The sequence below is a fragment of the Vibrio sp. M250220 genome (assembly GCF_036533795.1).
GTDB lineage: Bacteria > Pseudomonadota > Gammaproteobacteria > Enterobacterales > Vibrionaceae > Vibrio.
Genome location: NZ_JATABI010000008.1, coordinates 26,516 through 45,797 on the forward strand (window position 1 = coordinate 26,516; position 19,282 = coordinate 45,797).

Here is a 19,282-nt window from a genome sequence, read left to right on the forward strand (position 1 = left end):
GTATGTCTGGAGTTTTAAATACCGTTGATCAGCGAACTAATCTAGTGGGTGAAAACCGCCTAGAGCTTCTGTTGTTTAGCTTGAATAGCAGGCAGGTTTTCGCCATCAACGTATTCAAAGTACGTGAAGTGATCAAGGTTCCACCGTTGACCAAAATGCCCGGTTCGCATCACCATATCACCGGCGTTGCTTCTCTTCGTGGTGTATCCGTTCCTGTTATTGATTTGCGTGCCGCAATTGGTTTTCCTCCATCTCGTCTAGAGAATCAAGAAGAAAATCTGATCATCACGGAATATAACCGAACCATACAAGGGTTTCTGGTTGGTCAGGTGCGCAACATCGTTAATACCGCATGGACGGAAATTCAGCCTCCGCCAAAAACCGCAGGACGAGCAAACTACTTAACGGCGATCACGCATGTTAAAGGTGGTGACAATCTAGATATCGTTGAAATCATCGATGTCGAGAAGGTGCTGGCTGAGATTATTGACTATGACATTTCTATCTCGGAAGGGGTTCTTGATCACGATTTGGTGACCGAGATGGTTGGTCGTAACGTTCTGATTGTTGATGATTCTTCGACAGCACGTACTCAAGTACGTGGTACTTTGTCACAGCTTGGCCTGAATATTATTGAATGTCGCGATGGCTTAGAAGCGCTCAATTTACTTAAGTCGTGGTGCGACGAAGGTAAGAACGTCGTTGAAGATCTGCTGTTGATGATCACAGATGCCGAAATGCCAGAAATGGATGGCTATAAGCTGACTCATGAAGTTCGTAGTGATCCCCGAATGAAAGATCTTTTTGTCACACTCAATACTTCTCTCAGTGGCAGTTTTAATGATGCCATGGTGAAAAAGGTAGGCTGTGACCGTTTTATTTCTAAGTTCCAGCCAGACTTATTGGTTCAAGTGGCGCAAGATCGTCTGCGCGATGTATTGAATAAATAGAGATTATCGATATCTGTATTGATTAAAGGGAGCATTGCTCCCTTTTTGCTTAATTTATAATGGGCTTACATCGTTGAATTTAGTGAAAGTCCCGCGATTTACTGCGTAAATCTTGCAGCTTATCGGTCATATCGATCAAACGGCCGGCAATAACATGATGAACATCCCCTTCTTTCTCTAGAATCCCTTTCACCTGCAAGATCTTTGCGGTCAAATAGGCGGCTTTTTGGGCCCGTGAGGTTGCTTTCCAAACCACGACATTGATGTTGCCTGTATCATCTTCGAGCGTGAAAAACGTCACTCCTGCGGCGGTGCCAGGTGACTGTTTCCCCGTTACGACACCTGTCACCGTGACTAAAGACTGATGTGCTTTCTGTGCCAAATCACGCATACGAGTAAAGCGACCGAGAACACCGCTTTCATCCAATAGAGTGATAGGATGCTTGGCAAGAGATAGCCCAGTCGCGGCATAATCTTCAAGGATAGTTTGACTTTCGGAAGGTACATTCACAGTGGGGAATTCAGCTTCTTGCATATGCTGAAATAGAGGGAGCTCAGAGAGAGTGTCCATCATTGCCCAGCGGGTCTGATAGCGATTATTACTTAGACTATGCATGGCGTTGGCGGACGCTAGCAGCTCAAGATCACGTTGGTTGAGACCAATATGTTTAAGTTGATTGATATGAGTAAATCTCGTTTCGGCTCTGGCATGGAGCAATTGTTTAGCACTCTGAGTGCTGAAGCCTTTGATTTGTCTGAGTCCAAGCCGAATCGCCCACTTCCCCTGTTCACAAACGACGTGGTGATCGTATTGTGAGGCATTCACACAGACTGGCAAAATATGAACACCATGGCGACGAGCGTCTTGTACGAGTTGTGAGGCACTATAAAAACCCATCGGCAGGCTATTGAGAAGCGATGTATAAAAAGCCTCAGGGTAGTAATGCTTGAGCCATGCCGAGCAATAAGCAAGTACTGCAAAAGAGGCTGAGTGACTTTCTGGAAAGCCGTATTCACCAAATCCAAGTATCTGGGCGAAGATGCGTTCAGCAAACTTAATCTCATAGCCTCTGGCGAGCATGCCTTCTATCAGCTTGGTTTTGAATTTGACTAAGTCACCACTCTTTTTCCACGCGGCCATAGCACGGCGAAGTTGATCCGCTTCCCCCCCCACTGAAGCCCGCAGCCACCATGGCAATTTTAATCACTTGTTCCTGAAAAATAGGCACACCGAGAGTCCTCTCGAGTACGCTGCGCACCTCTTGTGATGGGTACTCGACACTTTCTTCGCCATTTCTGCGTTTTAGGTAGGGATGAACCATGTCACCTTGAATCGGGCCAGGACGAACAATGGCAATCTGGATGACGAGATCGTAATGGATGACGAGATCGTAATAGCAGGCGGGTTTTAAGCGTGGTAGCATGCTCATTTGTGCCCGAGATTCGATTTGAAACACACCGACAGTATCGGCTTTCTGAATCATGCGGTAGACCTGGCTATCATCCTGACGCCGGGTGATTTCCGCGATGGTGAGTGTACGGTGGTGGAGACGTTCAATGAGGTCAAAGCATTTACGAATCGCAGTCAGCATTCCTAGGGCTAATACGTCTACTTTCAACAGTTTCAGTGACTCTAGATCATCCTTATCCCATTGAATAACGGTTCTGTCTACCATCGATGCGTTTTCTACTGGGACGAGCTCATATAGCGGCCCTGCGGCAATAATAAAACCGCCCACATGTTGCGAGAGATGACGTGGAAAACCAAGAATATCATTCACCAACGAGATGAACTGTTCTCCCTTTAGCGAGTCTGGTTGAAGACCAAGCTCCACTATCTGAGCTTGCCATCCCTGAGCTCGGTCGCGGCGATTGATATTTTTGATAAAGTAATCCAACTGACTCTCTTCGATTCCCAACGCTTTACCTACATCACGCACGGCGCTTTTGAAACGGTACGAAATGACCGTGGCGGCGAGTGCGGCACGTTCGCGACCATATTTTTGATAAATATACTGGATGACTTCTTCGCGTCGTTCATGCTCAAAATCGACATCAATATCCGGTGGCTCATCGCGTTCACGGCTGATGAACCGTTCGAACAGGACGGAGATTTTTCTGGGATCCACAGAGGTAATCTCTAAGCAGTAACAGACGACTGAGTTGGCGGCTGAACCCCGACCCTGATAGAGGATATGGTTGTTTTTGGCGAACATGACGATGTCATGAATGGTCAAAAAATAGAATGGATAATTAAGCTCGTCGATCAGTGCGAGCTCTTTATTAATCGTCGTTTCGATATCACTTGGAACACCATCTGGAAAGCGCAGCTTTTTACCATGTTCAACTAACTTGGTTAGGTAACTCATCGGCGTGTGTCCATCAGGGACCAGCTCGCTTGGATATTCGTATTGAAGCTCTCCTAAACTGAAGGTACAGCGGTTGGCAACCGCTATACTTTCTTGCAACCATTCAGCTTTAAACAACTTAGTGAGCTTTTCCTGACTGCGTAGCGTTCGTTCGGTGTTTGTTAATCGCTGCTCACCTAATTCACTCACGCTACAACCGTGCTTTATTGCAGTCAGAGTGTGTTGCAGTGGTAAACGAGTCGCGGTATGCATTAATACGCCACCACAAGCGGTAATGGGTAATTGATGGTGAGTGGCGAGTTGCTGACAGTGTTCTAGGTATTGTTTGTCATCGGATTTAAGATGACGCTGTACGCCAACCCAAAGTCGATGTCGGTGATGCTGAGTGAGCCAATGTCCCCACTTATTGTCAGTGGTTCTATGACAAGGAAGCCAGATGAGTAAGCAACGCTTAGCCGACATCAAATCCCATTCTGACAGCTGATAGCTGCCTTTTTCAGAACGTCTCCTAGCATTGGTGATAATCCGACAAAGCTCAGCATAGGCCTCTCTGTTGGGGCATAACAGAACGACCTGACAGTCGTCATTGAGCCAGAACATGCTGCCTATAATCAGCTTAATATTAAGATTATGCTGTTGGCTGGCGCTATAAGCTCGGACGACTCCCGCAACAGAGCACTCGTCAGTGATAGCCAGCGAGTGATAGCGAAGAAAGTCCGCTTGTAAGATCAACTCTTCAGCATGCGAAGCGCCGCTAAGAAAAGAGAAGTTACTTTGACAAAACAGTTCAGCGTAAGCCATATCAACACTCGTCAGCTAAACATCCCGTGGACGAACCACTGGTGATCCTGATTACGAAATACCCATAGCCAACGTCCTGCGTGACTGCGAGCAACGAAGTAATCACGGGTCATATCATCGCCATCCCACCAGCCAGCAACGAGACGTTCAGGACCTTGAATAATGGCAATCTTTTCCATTAATGGCTCGGGTTTATATAACAATAAACTCGGACGTAAGCGATAACTGATATGACGTATAGGGATTGGTAGAGTTGGGTCACAGAGAAAGGTCGCCTTTTCAGGACGAGGATCATGGCTGTGAGCGACTTTACGCACGTGTTCATTACCTAGCTTCGCTTGCAGAAGACCAATCAGTTCCAGTTCGGTCTGTTCGCCTTGCACGCCGTTAAAGAGATCGGCGCTGGTGGATTCAAGCTCTCCGGCGCGAATGAGACGCAAGGTTAATCCTTGAACCGGAGCCTCCAGTTTGATTGACTCCATTGTTAGGCGACAAAGAGTCAGCCATCGTGTGGTGAGATAATCCCCACTAGCGGAATAAAAGCTGACTGTGCACTCTTCTTTATCGCGTTGATGTAATCGCAGTGCCAGCTCGTAGCCCACTTGATTGCGTAGCGTCAGGAAGCATTCGAGTTTATCGAGTAGTTTGGTTAAAGGTTTTTCTAGCCATTGGACATTTTCGATGTCGAACAGAAGTTCTTGATAGCATTCAAAATGTTCAGGGGGGTGATAAAACGTGACAGGATGTTTGAATTGCCCCATCAGACGTCCTACGTAGTTGACGAGATCAATATCAAAACGACGAGCGACCTCTTGCATCGGTAAGGCGAGAAGCTGCTCAAGGGTCGTCACTCCAACTCGTTGCAGTTTTTCAACTTGCTTGTGCTCTAATTCAGTAGCAAAGAGCGGAAAAGGGGCCATCGCCGAGATAATTTTCTCTTTATCGAGCGTCAGTAGTGCGACACCTGATTTGGCTAACAGCATGGCCGAGAATGGCGAGAATCCGATCGAGTACAGATAGTTAAGCTGTAACTTTTCAAGATGGTGAGAGACCCGTTGCCAATAGGCGTTCAACCCTCCGTAGAGTGACAGCATATCCGTGACTTTCAATAACACGCCTTGCGGAGGAAATAAGCAAATATCAGACGTGACCATATAAAGCCATTGGGCAATATTGAGCAACGTTTGCTGTTCGATTTTCGGATCGTAGGGGTGAACTTGTAGCTTCTGGCACAAAGCACTGGCACTGCCCAACCCCATACCTAGCTGAATACCTTCGTCGAGAGCCGCTTGGTTACATTGCACCACTTTAAAATAGCTTGATTCAACAATCGCCAGTGGTGATGCGCTGTTTTCTGCAAATAATGCATCCAGCTGCAAGGTTGGGAAATGAAGGTAGATCCAACTTTGCATAGTTAGCCTTGTTGACGGATCGGGAATGGGATAACGACGGGTGCTTTAGGTTGCAGGGTTAAACTTGGCCAACTTGCACTCATATCGATGACGAAACTGCCCTGTGGTCAGCCTCCTTTGCGTTTAGTGATGGTCACTTCAATACCAAGCGGGTGGGGCAGCAATGTCATACTTAAGCTGACAGGTAGAGAAAAGAGACTTTTTGCTACGCTTTTAAAGACGAAGTGCAGGCAGTTGCCACGTTCACTTGCGACTTGCAGTCGTCTGGCTTGGTGAACTTCAAGCTCAGGATGCCAAAGCAACACATTGCTACACGCGCCACTGCGCAGGCACTGTTCAGCCGCCCACAATGCTTGGTGCGGGTTGCGAGGGGAGATCATCAGGACTTTATTCGTGTCTAAGCCCAAATGATGAAGCTGCTCAGCACATAAGTAACCCGGTGCTTGAATGAAGACAGATAATCGATCTTGGCTGGTGTTTTTCAGGTGTGGCAGCACTAGGCGTAATTCACCAATGCTGGTCTCACTTTGTAACTCGACGACGCCATATTTTGGAAAGCCACCTTCGAGCTTTTGATCCAAGAGTTCATAGCCTGTTGAGTAGTAATCGTGGTGTTCAGGTGTTTGGATTCCTGACCAAAGCCACTGTTTTTTCTTCAGATGCTCGATTAATTCATACATAATAATTTACCTGTATATATGTACAGTATAATTTATTGAGTATGAACGGCAAGAGGAGAGAGATTTAAATGGATAAAAAAACGCCTTGTGCGATTAGAAACAGACCACAAGGCGTTGATTGCAATGTAAAATAGTTTTTTACGTTTATCGTTTTGGTTGTGCGTCGATACACTCACCGTTTACTGACTTGCTCTCTGCTGACATCAGGTACAGATAGAGCGGCATAATATCGAGAGGTGTTTTTAGCAAATCTGCATCTTCAGCAGGATAAGCTTTAGCACGCATGCCTGTTCGAGTCGCACCTGGATTGATGGCGTTGACACGAATGTTGCTTTCGCTCAATTCGTCAGCAAGGATCTGCATCATCCCCTCAGTCGCAAACTTGGACATCGCATAAGTTCCCCAGAATGCACGGCCACTATGACCAACCGTTGATGAGGTAAAAATGATGCGAGCATCTGGCGATTTATGCAGTAGAGGCAGCACAGCTTGAGTCATCAGAAATTGCGCTTTAACGTTAACCTGCATGATATCGTCGTAAGTGTCTTCACCGATCTGATCAAATGGGCTAATGACACCGAGTAAGCTGGCATTGTGCAAAACACCGTCTAAACGACCAAACTGACCCTCAATGGTATCAACCATATCGAGGTAGTTTTGTTTAGTCGCGCCTTTCATATCAAGCGGGATAATCGCTGGTTGAGGATAACCAGCCGCTTCGATTTCGTCGTAAGTCTGCTCCAGCTTTTTCACTGTACGACCAAGTAAAATCACGGTAGCGCCGTGCTCTGCATAAGAGAGCGCCGCTTGCTTACCGATGCCGGCACCTGCGCCAGTCACCAGAATGACTTTACCTTTCAGGGCATCTGAAGAAACAGCATATTCCACGATGTGTATCCTTTTGTAATGTTCTGCTTTATGAATCCATAACTTGGTTGTTACAATACACTAATTCGCACATTTGGGGATCTCACATTGGAATTTTTGTTGGACTATGGCCTGTTTTTGGCCAAGATTGTGACTGTTGTAGTCGCGGTGATTGCGATATTGGTTATTGCTAAAGCAGTGAGCGGAAAAAGTGGTGCTGCCAAGGGTGAACTCGAAATCACCAACTTAACAGAGCAGCATAAAAATACCGTTGAACAGCTAGAACATTACTTACATGACGACGCTTTCATCAAGGCTCGCGATAAGGCTGAGAAGAAGCAAGAGAAAGAACAGAATAAAGCACGCGAAAAAGAGATTAAGAAGGCATCAAAAGAGGGTGAACTGGATAGCAAACGTGAACCTCATCTGTTTGTCCTTGATTTTAAAGGTAGTATTGATGCTAAAGAAGTGGCTTCGCTGCGTGAGGAAGTGACGGCGATTTTAGCTGTAGCCCGTGAAGGTGATGAAGTGTTACTACGATTAGAGTCTGGTGGTGGCATGGTACATGGCTACGGCCTTGCTTCGTCTCAACTGGATCGTATCAAGGCAGCAAAACTTCCTTTGACGATTGCTGTTGATAAAGTCGCGGCAAGCGGGGGCTATATGATGGCCTGCATCGCCGATAAGATTGTTTCAGCACCATTTGCCATCGTCGGTTCTATTGGCGTGATTGCCCAGTTACCAAACTTCAATAAAGTGCTGAAAAAGTACGATATTGAATATGAGCAACTGACGGCCGGCGAATACAAGCGCACGCTGACTATGTTTGGAGAAAACACAGATAAAGCACGCGAGAAATTCAAGCAAGAGCTAGAAGAGACGCATGATCTTTTTAAAGATTTTATCCGTGAACGTCGTCCTGCATTAGAGTTAGATAAAGTCGCGACGGGCGAGCATTGGTTTGGTACCCAAGCCTATAAACTTGGTTTGGTTGATGAGATTAAAACGTCAGATGACATTGTCGTTGAAGCGTGCAAGGACAAAACCGTACTAGCCATTCATTATGTAGAGAAGAAGAAGCTGACCTCAAAGCTTGCAGGTCTTGCCGGAGAGGCGGCTGACAACGTTCTGATGAAGTTGATTGACCGTGGCCAGCGCCCAATCATCTAAATGACTAATCATGCAGAATCAAAGCGCCTATCTCAAATGGCGCTTTTTTTTAACTCACTTCAGTGGTCTAAACGGAGTCGTTTAGCCTTAAACGATGAGCCTGCTATTGGCTTGATGCAGAACTGCGAGGTGCTTTTGCGCGGTTAGGGCGTCGGTTAGACGGTTTACCGTTTGATGGCTTACTGCTGCCAGAACGGCCTTTCGCTTTTCCTTCGCCATGCTTAACGTTAGTAGGTTTGCTTTCTCCACTTGGCTTACTATGACCGAAATGGCGTTTATTTTTGCTTGCTGGCTTATTGCCACGGGCATTATCTCCCGAGCGTTGACCATCTTGGTGGCCAGTCTTAGGCTTCTTAGGTTTTTTCGCCTTGATAGGGCGTGTATCTAGTTTTGATTCTGGCAACTCGTTAACCGGTTTAAAGCCTTCCAGCTCAAAACGCGGCAGTACTTGTTGAATCAAACGTTCAATACCAAATAAATCACCCGCCTCATCCGCTTCTACTAAAGAGATCGCTTTGCCTACTTCACCGGCACGACCTGTACGACCGATACGATGAACGTAGTCTTCGGAGACATTTGGCAGCTCAAAGTTAACAACTTGTGGCAGCTGTGGAATATCGATACCACGTGCGGCGATATCTGTCGCAACTAAAACTCGGATATCACCGGATTTAAAGTCAGCCAGTGCTCGAGTACGTGCGCCTTGGCTTTTGTTGCCGTGAATAGCGGCTGCTGTAATGTTCTCATTATTGAGGAACAGCGCTAAACGGTTCGCACCATGCTTGGTACGGCAGAACACCAGCACCTGTTTCCAGTCGCCATCTTTAATCAGTTTGACTAGCATCGGTGCTTTTTTGCGCTTGTCTGCTGGGTAGATGCTTTGCTCAATGGTCACTGCTGTCGAGTTTTCAGGGTTAACCGAAATCTCGACTGGATTGTTTACCAATCCCTTTGCTAGTTCGCGGATCTCTGGCGAAAAGGTGGCCGAAAACAGTAAGTTCTGACGTTTTGCTGGTAATAAATTTAGGATCTTACGAATATCGCGGATAAAACCCATGTCAAGCATGCGGTCGGCTTCATCAAGAACTAAAACTTCAAGCTGCTCAAACTTAATCGCGTTTTGCTGGTAAAGGTCGAGTAGACGTCCTGGCGTAGCCACAACAATGTCGCTACCTTTACGAAGCTTCATCATTTGAGGGTTAATTTTCACACCGCCAAAAACAACGGTGGAAGTCAGTTTCTGATAACGACTGTACTTGAATACATTCTCTTGAACTTGTGCAGCCAGCTCACGAGTCGGCGTCAAGATTAACGCACGGACATGATTGCCCCTTACTCGTGTACCATTGTCTAGGCGTTCAAGGATAGGAAGAGTGAAACCGGCTGTTTTACCTGTACCTGTCTGCGCTGCTGCCATAACATCCTGACCGTTAAGTACGGCAGGGATAGCTTGCTCCTGAATTGGAGATGGTTTGTTGTAACCCTGTTCCTCAATTGCTTTGAGAATCGGGGCAGAAAGGCCTAAGGAGGTAAAACCCATAGTGTGTACTCTGTATAATAAATGCGTAATATTCACGCACATTGGTTATGCGTGAAAAAGGGCGCCATTCTGAGCCCTTTGACGATGAACATCAACCAAATTATTACGCAGTGGTCAGAGGTTGGGATTTTCTCTTGATGAAATAGACCATCAGAGCGAATACCAAGCCAGACAGCGCACCGAATAAGTGAGCTTCAACGGCAACCGGTGCGTTGATAAGATCGCTGGTTGACTGGGCGGCTCCCATGGTGAGTTCCCACGTCACTTTAAGCATCACACCAGCCACCAATAGCCAACTGCTTTTACGTTCTTGTAGGGCTTCTAAGGTGGCGAAATAGGCGAAGATGCCATGTAATGTGCCTGATAGTCCGACATAGCCATTCATAGTGGTAAACAAATTGAGAATACCAATACAAAGGCTAGTTGCAATCAATATGAGCGCTAAACTCTTGGCCGTTGGCTTAAAAACGAAACAAATCACCCATAGACCCGCCAGATTCATCGTGAGGTGAGCAAAGTTGGTATGAGTGAAATTTCCTGTTAGGATTCGCCACCATTGGCCTTGGTTAATCCAGTAGCGATGCCAATTTACTTGCGACGCTAAGGGATCGAATTGCAGACCCAAGCACACTAAACTTATAGCGATTAACAGAAGAAATAAGCGCACACTATGTCCCGATATTGTTCTCAATGTGGAAAGTCACTCAAAGCTTGTATATGTAAGTGGATACAAAGCTTAACATCAAATGTTGAGCTGGTTATTCTACAGCATCACAGCGAGACGACCAGACCTATGGGCACTGCACGTATATTAAAATTGTCGCTGGCCAACAGTTACTGCTTTGAAGGCGAAGATTTCTCGCAGCACACTGAACTCAATGCTTTGCTGAATGAAGCTCAGTGTCATCACTTTGTACTCTATCCAGGAGAAGGGGCGTTAGCGCATACTGAAGTCGCTGAGAAGCTGACTGAAGGTACCAAGATACGCATTATCTTACTCGATGGTACATGGAAAAAAGCCTATAAAATTTGGCAGTTATCGACCAATCTGCATTCTCTTCCTTTGATACGTTTACCTGATGACCTACAAGGCAACTACCGTATCCGCAAAGCGCCAAGTGACAACAGTTTGTCGACTGTTGAGGCTGGCTATCATATTTTGTCGCTCCTTGAGCCAGAAAACGAGTTTAGGCCACTGATTGAGGCTTTTAACCACATGATAGAGTTTCAGATAAAGCAGATGCCACCGGGGGTGTTTGAGAAAAACTATCTGAGTTAATTAAAATGCCTAGAAAAACAGGAACTGACTGCAAAGTTGGATGCCTTTATGGCTGACTAAATAGAATCAGGAGCCATTTGGCTCCTGATTTGTTAAAGCGCAACGATTGCTAGTGTGATGAAAATAGCTGCTGATGCAGGCGCTGGGCATGTCCATCTGTCATCGATGAAATGTAATCGGCGATTACCCTATATCCTTCACTCGGGTCGTGTTTTGCTGCCCACTGCAAACGAACTTGAGTAGGTAACAATCGCTCAGGATCAGCACTGAGCGCTTCGAAAATATCCATGATGATCTGTTGGCCTTTGTACTCGACTACCTGTACATGCGGTACTTGAATAACGTAGTCACTAACGAAGTGTTTAAGAATGTCTAAAGCCTTAGCCATCTTAGGCTCAAGATAGGCATTGAATGAAAGCAGTTCACACGCAAAACAGGCATCAACTGGTTTAATAGATATACTGGTCAATAGCGCGTTGACCATCCCACCAATCGCATCTTTGCGCTGGTAGTGAGTGCCTGCAAACAACATGTCGGTGATGGAATCGATATGTTGTTCAAACCATGGGTCACCACATTCCGATAACTGACTGGCCGCCCCTTCAATCCATTGGTGGCGATTGACCATTCCAAGTACCAAGGCGTCTTCAAGATCATGCACACCGTAGGCGATATCATCGGCCAGCTCCATAATCGAACAATCGATAGACTTATAGCGAGTCTTTTTGTGTTCGGTATCAGGCAGTTTTTCATCGCGCATCGTACTGAAAAGCTGTTTGTCTTTTTCGCTCAGAGGTTCGAGCAACCAGTCAAACAGTGAGCGATCACAATCATAAAGTCCTTTAGCAGGCATCCAGTCGCGTGCACGGAGTTTGCGTTGATGGGAGACACTGTCTGGGAGGGTCACTGCTCGTGTTTGACTGATCATTGCCGGATACTTGATGAGCCCAAGTAGCGTTCGACGAGTTAGGTTCATACCGAAATGTTCAGTGTAAGGTTCGAGTTTAGTGACGATACGAAATGTCTGTGCATTGCCTTCGAATCCACCGTGTTTGCGCATCATGTAGTTAAGTGCAACTTCTCCGCCATGCCCGTAGGGTGGGGTATCGATATATGAAAATATATTTCAACTCACTTGATACAGGCATAGATACATAAAGGGATCTATATAAAAAAAGTGATTTGTATTTTTGAAGCTTAAAACATGGGTTCACATCACTTTTTTCTATATAAACTTCGTAGAAAAGTAAGAAGATAGAAATTTATGTTCTAAAACTCATCACTTCTGGCTTCACGGTTGGGGCTGGGTGATAGGATAACGGCTTATGAATTCTTGCAGTTAGTTCGGTAGAGAGAAATTTATTTACAGAGTATAGTGATGGGTATTGGTATTAGCACAACTCAGTGATTATGTGGGTAAATATTTATGAAAGATAGTTCCTTTTTAGCATGGATACTTAGGATGAACCTTGTTGCTCGCTGGTCTCCTATGCACTTAGTAAAGCTTGAGAACGTTGCAGAGCACAGCCATCAGGTCGCAGTAATTGCTCATTTACTAGCAACGGTTAAAAATGCGTATTGTAGCGGTAATGTTGATCCTGAGAAAGCCGCCACTATAGCGCTTTATCATGAAGTTTCAGAGACAAAGTTACAAGATATTAATCACATAACTAAGTACAGTTCACCTTCCTTTACTAAAGAGATTAAGAAGCTTGAGGATATGGCGGAAGTAAAATGTTTAGAATCTCTGCCAACCCGTCTTCAACCTTTGTTTGAAGAAATTTTAGTTCAAAAACAAGTAGATCCTATTTATAAACAGTTAGTTAAAGCTGCTGATGTGATTGCAGCGTATTTTAAAGCTTGCGATGAGCTAAAATATCAAAACCCAGAGTTTGTGACAGTTAAAGATCGGTTGGGTAAAAAAATTGAAAACTTCAAGAATGATATGCCAGAGGTAGGAGTTTTTATGGACTTATTTGAGAACAACTGTTTGGTTAGTCTTGATGAGATGTCTGATTGATGGGCTAATTTACGTAAGCGCTCTATTTATTCGTGCAGCTAGGCCAATATTGTGGCGAGACAAATCAGTCGGAAAATACTTTGGTTCATGGTTCGTATAGTTTAAGAAACGAAAACCTTTTAATGTAGCTGTGGTAGCACTAGTGGGGCGTACCATCTTAGGCATAAAAGTCTAATTAGCTCTCTTAAGATTATTCTTTTGATGAAAAAATGGTATTGTTCTCAGTTGCCATTGAATATGTTTCGAATAGATATTTAAAAAATAACAATTTACTTATTCCGTCATGCGGCTTTGTTGCTTAACTCGGTGAGAAGACATGCTAGCCCCATGTTGTTCGGTTCTTAAACAACATACTGAGTTTTAGGCATACCAAGCCCTGTAAGCTTGTTCAGCGCTTTGATCATAGCGTAAGTCTCACCAACCTGAGCATTGTAATTTCTTAGGCTTAATTTTCCACCTAGCAGCTGTTTTACTCGGTACATTGCAGTCTCTGATAGAGAGCGCTTATGATAACCATACTGCTTTTTCCACCTCTTATTGGAACCGTAGAGCTTCTGGCAACCTACCGCTAAGTTACGAGGATGGCCTTGTTCCCAGAAGGCTGCTCCCTCCCTTGGCGGGATGAGTGGAACAGCACGCTTGAACCGTATGGCATCATGGCAATTCCTTGTGTCATAAGCGCCATCGCCTGATATCTCAATGATTGTGCGACGTGTCTGCTTAAGCAAGTTGGGGAGCACTTCGGCATCGGTTACGTTAGAGAAGCTCAGCTCTGCTGCGACTATTTCGTGGGTGTTGGTATCTACTGCGATATGGAGTTTACGCCAAACCCTACGCTTCCCGTCAGTACCATGCTTCTTGACCTTCCATTCCCCCTCACCATAAACCTTAAGACTAGTGGCATCAATGGCTAGGTGTTGTATTGCTCCTCGAGTTTTGGGTTTAAATTAAACCTCAACGGCCTTAGCTCGACGACTTATACAGGTGTAGTGCTGACAAACAAGCGGGATGTTAGCCAGCTTAAATACGGAGTCTAGAAAACCTTGTAGCACTCTCAATGGCATAGAGAAAACGCGTTTCACCATCAGAGCGGTAGTAATGGCTAAGTCGCTGAATCGGCGAGGTCTACCTCGCTTGTCTTGTTTGTTTTGCTTCCACTCGGCTATCGCTTCCTCATCAATCCAAAAGGTCAGAGAACCACGGTTGATTAAGGCTTTATTGTACTGCTTCCAGTTAGTAGTTTTGTAACGAGGTTTCGGCATGAGGCTACGACGATTGATGGGTGTAACCGATCAGATCGTAGCTTCTTGATTTAGTTCCAACGACTTAAGCAACAAAGCCACTGAATTACGCAAAAAAGCCAACTAAAATCACAGATGGTAGGGATCACTAAATGTTTAATGATGAAAATTGATACAAATCAATTAACTACAAAAAATTGATGGTACTAATAATGGTGCAACTTGTGGCACATGGTATGTTCAAGGCATCTTGAAAGATTGTGTTGAATTTAAAATGGTATTTTTTAGACTGGTATAAGAATGAGTTTGCATTTAGAGAACAACTGCCTCGAACAAAGTAAGTCATCTTTATATTCAAGTATTGAAGATATTCTTCCCGTCACTTCTCTACAAGAAGCACTTCTATTAAGGACAATAGAATTTCCTGATGATAGAGCGTATTTGGAACAAGTTATTATTAGACTTCACGCTCCTGTTAATATTGAAAAATTTCAACAATCCTTGACAGCTCTTTTTAAACGCCATGCGGGGCTTCGTGCTCGTTTTATTTGGGATGGACTTAAACAACCAGTACAAACAATTCTCCCACTAAAAGAAAGTTTGCCTTTTGAGGTAGTTGAATATGAATCTCAGGATTCAAATTCAATTGAGACTTATGCTACGGATTGGTTAGCCAGACAAAAAAAGCAAGGTCACGATATTAGTAAAGATGCGATTCAGGTGTGTTTGGTGCAAAATCAACTGAATGCAGCGTTGCTTCTGTCATGGCATCATATTTTGCTTGATGGTTGGAGTCTTGCTAATTGCTTGAAAGAACTATTTGCAGATTATGAGAAAGAAATATCTGTAGATATATCAAAGAGCAAAACATCACCTAAGTATCTCCTCCCAAGCAAGAATAAAAGAGAACAGGATAGGCAATTTTGGCGTGAGCATTTACAAGCTGCTGAACCGACGTTTTTAATCGGATTTGATAATCAAATGGCAGTAACACATCAACATAAGATCATGTTGAACTGCGGCTCAGAGGTGGCGCAATTTTGTGCAGGATTGCATGTGACTCCAGCTTCCCTCTACTATACCGTATGGGGGATGGTTGTTCAGCGTTGGACTTATTGTCGTGACGTGTTATTTGGGACTGTATTTTCGGGGCGCGAGAAAGCCCTCGACTCTGATCAAACAGTTGGTATGTTTATCAATACATTACCGATACGATCTACTTCTTCAGGCTCTGATACAGTAGCTAATGCCGTTATGGCAATGCATGAGAATATTCAATCTTATGTGAGCAATCAGGCCGCCTCGCTTGCAGATATTACCCAAATGGTCAATCCAGGCGAGAGAGGGAATATTTTTGACTCACTGTTTGTTGTTGAGAATTATCCTTTGGATACAACGTTGATAGGAGGGGCATCTGATCTCATTGACTCAGTCTCATTGGAAGAAACAACAGAATTTCCTATTAGCGTTACTGTGATGGATGTTCCTGACGGCATCCAACTTCATGTTACGGTACGTTCCTCAAGTAAGAATAAAATTGCACAACAGTTAGCAACGCTTTGGGCCTGCTTAGTAAAGCAAATGATTACAGCTGCAGATACCAGACTGGCAGACTTGCAAAACATGACGGCAGGCCGTTTATCAGAGCAGCATGCACGTTTACAAGCTGATGTATTTACCCAGCCTTATCGCTCCATATTAGATGTTGTATGGCAACAGGCGCGAGTACGACCTGAAGCAATTGCATTGGTTGATGCATCTCGAAAGTTGAATTACCGTGCAATGGTATCAGAGGTTGATCAAAGAGCATGTGCTCTTTACGCACAAGGTGTGCGATGTGGTGACTATATTGGAGTTATTACTAACCGTTCGATTGATACAGTTTTAAATTTAATGGCGGTTCATAGAATCGGTGCAGTTTACGTTCCAATATCTGAAAATTATCCAATTGGCCGGATTGCTGAAGTTGTCAAGGATTTTGAACCTAAGCTTCTCATTTGTCAGCCTGATCAGAAAATTCCTTTGAGTTGTCCAACCTTTATTCCTCAGCATCAACAGAGTGTGCCGTCAATTGATTTATCGATGTTGGCGAGGCCAAATCCTTCTGATCCAGCTTATGTTATTTACTCATCTGGTTCGACGGGTAAACCTAAAGGGATTGTGGTGCCATTTAGCGCGATGCCCAGATTAATTCTGGAGCAATTTGAACTGCTACCTTCGGCAGATAGCTGTGTCTTGTTAACCAGTGCCTTTGAGTTTGATGTTTCTGTTTTTGAAATGTGGTCAACTTTGGCTCAAGGGGCAAAACTTGTAATTCCTTCCCGTGTGGATTTGTTAGATGCAGAATCATTAGATCGTTGGATCACAAGTGAGGGTGTTACTCAGGCTTGGTTTATAACATCGTTATTCAACGCCCATGTTGCATCCGGTGCGGATTTTTTTGCAAAAATGGAACGGGTCATCATTGGTGGTGAAGCACTTTCAGCATCGCATGTTCGTCAAGCCATCGAGCGTTTCCCCAAATTGCAGCTCTTTAATGGATATGGGCCGACAGAAAATACCATATTGACAACTTACATGCCGCTGAGCGCCCCTATCGGTGAGCCTGTTCCGATAGGGTATGCAATTCATGGTACGAGTCTACAAGTACTGGATTTGGACAACAATCTATTGCCTCATGGCGCATTAGGGCAACTGGCCACTGGTGGTGTTGGAGTTGCTCTTGGCTATATAAATCACGATGAATATGATCGTAACCGTTTTATTGAAGACCCATATAATATGAACAAAAAGCGTTTTCTTACCGGTGATCTTGTTCAAGCACAGGCTGATGGTACTTTGGTTTATCATGGTCGTCTAGATAATCAGGTAAAGATACGTGGAAATCGATTAGATCTTTCTGAGGTTGAGCAGCGTCTGCTTGCTGTACCTCAGGTCAATGAAGCGGCCGTTCTCCTACTTTCTGACCAGCATTCTCAGCAGCTTGTTGGTTTCTATAAATCAAAGGCTGTTGTCGGCTCAAAAGACATTCTGAAGATTCTGGCAGAACACTTGCCTTACTGGGCGTTGCCTGATTATGTATTTCAGATTGATAAATTTCCTGAACTTCCGAATGGCAAACTTGATCGTTTGAGATTAATTGACCTTGGCCAAAAATATGTCGAAGATTTATCAACTGAAGAGATGACTGAGATAGAAAGAGCCAAAGATCATGAACAAGCATGGCTATTAGAAACAAGCGCTGATGCTAATTCAGGAAATATTCTTTCATCAATAAGGTCGGCATGGCAGATTGTATTAGATAAAACAGACATCTCTGATACCACTCCTTTTTTTGATGCAGGTGGCACTTCTCTTCTTATTATTCGCTTAAAGAGCTTACTTACCAAAAAATTAGGGCAACCTGTTGCAGTGACAGATTTGTTCTCGAATACCACAATAAGCGAACAGGCACGTTTTTTCCGCAAAACGCAATCTGCCCAGATACAACAGTCTAATTCAACGAAGCCTGATTCAAGCGAATCTATCAAATATGAGAACAAAGCTGAAATAAGTTCTGATGATATAGCAATTATTGGTATGTCAGGGCGCTTTCCCAATGCTGCTAATGTCGATGAACTTTGGGAACTAGTGAAAACAGGTCGTTCAGCTATTCATAGATTTTCAACTCAAGAGTTGATTGCTCATGGTGTCGCACATGAAGACATCAGTGCAGATAGCTATGTGCCTGCAAAGGGAATACTTGCAGATGTTGACAAGTTTGATGCAAACTTTTTTGGTTATTCTGAGCGGCAGGCGAATCTTATGGATCCGCAGGTACGTCTGCTGCATCAAGTTTGCTGGGATGCTCTGGAATCTAGTGGTCAAGCTGATGCACACCAGAAGTATCAAATTGGTTTATATGTTGGTGTATTACCAAATCCAACCTGGATGAATCATGTTTTAGCACATACTGAGATTCAGACCGAACGTTACGAGGCCGCTAATCTTAATTTGCAAGCACCACAGGCTTTGATTTCTCATTCTTTAGGATTGACAGGGCCTTCGGTACTGGTTGATACAGCCTGTTCAACATCTGCTGCGGCAATTCATATTGCAGCTCAAGCTTTGCTTGCATCTGATTGTGACATTGCTATTGCTGGTGCAGCATCAATAGAAATGCCAGTTAACTGCGGTTATCATTACGTTGAAGGCATGATTCACTCAAAAGATGGTTATTGTCGTCCTTTTGATGCAAAGGCATCAGGAACCGTTACTGGTGATGGTGTAGCTGTTATTGTGCTCAAGCGTTTGAAGCAGGCATTGGCTGATAAAGATCCAATACTGGTGACACTCAAAGCCAGTGCTATTAACAATGATGGTAATCGAAAAGTAGGTTATACTGCACCTAGTGTTCAGGGACAAAGCGATGTAATCGAAATGTGCCTGAACAAAGCTGATTTTGCTCCAGAAACCATTGGCCTCATAGAAGCTCATGGTACAGCAACGTCTTTGGGCGATCCGATTGAAGCCGCATCTTTAGCGAAAGTCTATGGTGATATCCGTAAACACCATTGTGTGTTGGGCTCAATTAAAGGGACAATCGGGCATTTAAATTCGACTGCTGGCGTGGCTGGTGTAATCAAGGCTGTCAGTGCATTGCGGCACAAAGTGTTACCCCCGAATCCAAATTTTGAACATTTAAATCCAGAAATTCCTACGGAAAATTTCCCTTTTCATATCTTAACTAAATCGAAGCCTTGGTTGACCCCTAACCATCACGGTCGTCGTGCTGTAGTGAGTTCATTTGGCATTGGTGGAACCAACGTACACTTAGCACTTGAAGAAGCCCCTTTACCAGAAAATGTTGCTGGTAAAGGGCGGAGAAAAGCTCTAAAGACAATGTATCTAATCGCATTCGTTTTTTCCCATTTTCTGCAGCCGATCCAATCAGCTTGACTCAACGCGCCCAAT

9 protein-coding genes and 4 pseudogenes are annotated in these 19,282 nt (G+C 44.5%); 5 read left to right on the plus strand and 8 right to left on the minus strand.

Annotated elements, in window-relative coordinates:
• The first annotated feature begins 2 nt into the window (after window positions 1–2).
• On the plus strand, window positions 3–950 hold the full coding sequence (locus QTN94_RS05120) for a chemotaxis protein CheV (RefSeq protein ID WP_138970807.1): 948 nt from the start codon (window positions 3–5) through the stop codon (window positions 948–950).
• 79 nt (window positions 951–1,029) lie between these two features.
• Here the strand turns inward: QTN94_RS05120 and QTN94_RS05125 are convergent.
• The 4 genes and pseudogenes from QTN94_RS05125 to QTN94_RS05140 form a co-directional block, all read right to left on the minus strand.
• A pseudogene (locus QTN94_RS05125) lies at window positions 1,030–4,120 on the minus strand (error-prone DNA polymerase).
• 11 nt (window positions 4,121–4,131) lie between these two features.
• A complete protein-coding gene (locus tag QTN94_RS05130; protein ID WP_331427116.1) occupies window positions 4,132–5,532 on the minus strand; it encodes a Y-family DNA polymerase in 1,401 nt (466 codons plus the stop codon).
• Window positions 5,533–5,534: 2 nt separating this feature from the next.
• Window positions 5,535–6,212: pseudogene (imuA, locus tag QTN94_RS05135) on the minus strand (translesion DNA synthesis-associated protein ImuA).
• A 144-nt stretch (window positions 6,213–6,356) separates the two neighbouring features.
• Complete coding sequence (locus QTN94_RS05140; RefSeq protein WP_269376015.1) at window positions 6,357–7,100, minus strand: YciK family oxidoreductase; 744 nt, start codon at window positions 7,098–7,100, stop codon at window positions 6,357–6,359.
• An 87-nt stretch (window positions 7,101–7,187) separates the two neighbouring features.
• On the opposite strand from QTN94_RS05140, the gene sohB reads away from it, so the two are divergent.
• Window positions 7,188–8,249, plus strand: a complete 1,062-nt coding sequence (sohB, locus tag QTN94_RS05145) for a protease SohB (protein ID WP_138970812.1) — start codon at window positions 7,188–7,190, stop codon at window positions 8,247–8,249.
• 103 nt (window positions 8,250–8,352) lie between these two features.
• Here the strand turns inward: sohB and QTN94_RS05150 are convergent, their stop codons facing one another.
• Window positions 8,353–9,789, minus strand: a complete 1,437-nt coding sequence (locus tag QTN94_RS05150; protein ID WP_331417259.1) for a DEAD/DEAH box helicase — start codon at window positions 9,787–9,789, stop codon at window positions 8,353–8,355.
• 103 nt (window positions 9,790–9,892) lie between these two features.
• Window positions 9,893–10,456, minus strand: coding sequence for a rhombosortase (gene rrtA / locus QTN94_RS05155; RefSeq protein WP_331417260.1), 564 nt, complete (start codon window positions 10,454–10,456; stop codon window positions 9,893–9,895).
• A 3-nt stretch (window positions 10,457–10,459) separates the two neighbouring features.
• Here rrtA and QTN94_RS05160 point away from each other — a divergent pair, with 3 nt between their 5' ends.
• Window positions 10,460–11,068: a tRNA-uridine aminocarboxypropyltransferase gene (locus tag QTN94_RS05160; protein WP_331427117.1), complete on the plus strand. Its 609-nt coding sequence runs from the start codon at window positions 10,460–10,462 to the stop codon at window positions 11,066–11,068.
• 109 nt (window positions 11,069–11,177) lie between these two features.
• On the opposite strand, the pseudogene QTN94_RS05165 reads toward QTN94_RS05160, so the two are convergent.
• Window positions 11,178–12,179 (minus strand): annotated as a pseudogene (locus QTN94_RS05165) (anti-phage deoxyguanosine triphosphatase); the annotation flags it as partial.
• Window positions 12,180–12,494: 315 nt separating this feature from the next.
• Here QTN94_RS05165 and yfbR point away from each other — a divergent pair.
• Complete coding sequence (yfbR, locus tag QTN94_RS05170; protein ID WP_101904108.1) at window positions 12,495–13,088, plus strand: 5'-deoxynucleotidase; 594 nt, start codon at window positions 12,495–12,497, stop codon at window positions 13,086–13,088.
• 341 nt (window positions 13,089–13,429) lie between these two features.
• Here the strand turns inward: yfbR and QTN94_RS05175 are convergent.
• Window positions 13,430–14,350 (minus strand): annotated as a pseudogene (locus QTN94_RS05175) (IS5 family transposase).
• A 279-nt stretch (window positions 14,351–14,629) separates the two neighbouring features.
• Between QTN94_RS05175 and QTN94_RS05180 the strand changes: the two are divergent.
• Window positions 14,630–19,267 carry an amino acid adenylation domain-containing protein gene (locus QTN94_RS05180; RefSeq protein WP_331427119.1) on the plus strand — a complete coding sequence of 1,546 codons (4,638 nt, stop codon included), beginning with the start codon at window positions 14,630–14,632 and terminating at the stop codon, window positions 19,265–19,267.
• The last annotated feature ends 15 nt before the right edge of the window (window positions 19,268–19,282 follow it).

What these genes read in the sequence shown, in the direction of transcription:
- QTN94_RS05120 (WP_138970807.1), top strand. Translation starts at nt 3, where the DNA reads ATGTCTGGAGTTTTAAATACCGTTGATCAGCGAACTAATCTAGTGGGT.
- QTN94_RS05130 (WP_331427116.1), bottom strand. Translation starts at nt 5,532, where the DNA reads ATGCAAAGTTGGATCTACCTTCATTTCCCAACCTTGCAGCTGGATGCA.
- QTN94_RS05150 (WP_331417259.1), bottom strand. Translation starts at nt 9,789, where the DNA reads ATGGGTTTTACCTCCTTAGGCCTTTCTGCCCCGATTCTCAAAGCAATT.
- QTN94_RS05160 (WP_331427117.1), top strand. Translation starts at nt 10,460, where the DNA reads ATGTCCCGATATTGTTCTCAATGTGGAAAGTCACTCAAAGCTTGTATA.
- yfbR (WP_101904108.1), top strand. Translation starts at nt 12,495, where the DNA reads ATGAAAGATAGTTCCTTTTTAGCATGGATACTTAGGATGAACCTTGTT.
- QTN94_RS05180 (WP_331427119.1), top strand. Translation starts at nt 14,630, where the DNA reads ATGAGTTTGCATTTAGAGAACAACTGCCTCGAACAAAGTAAGTCATCT.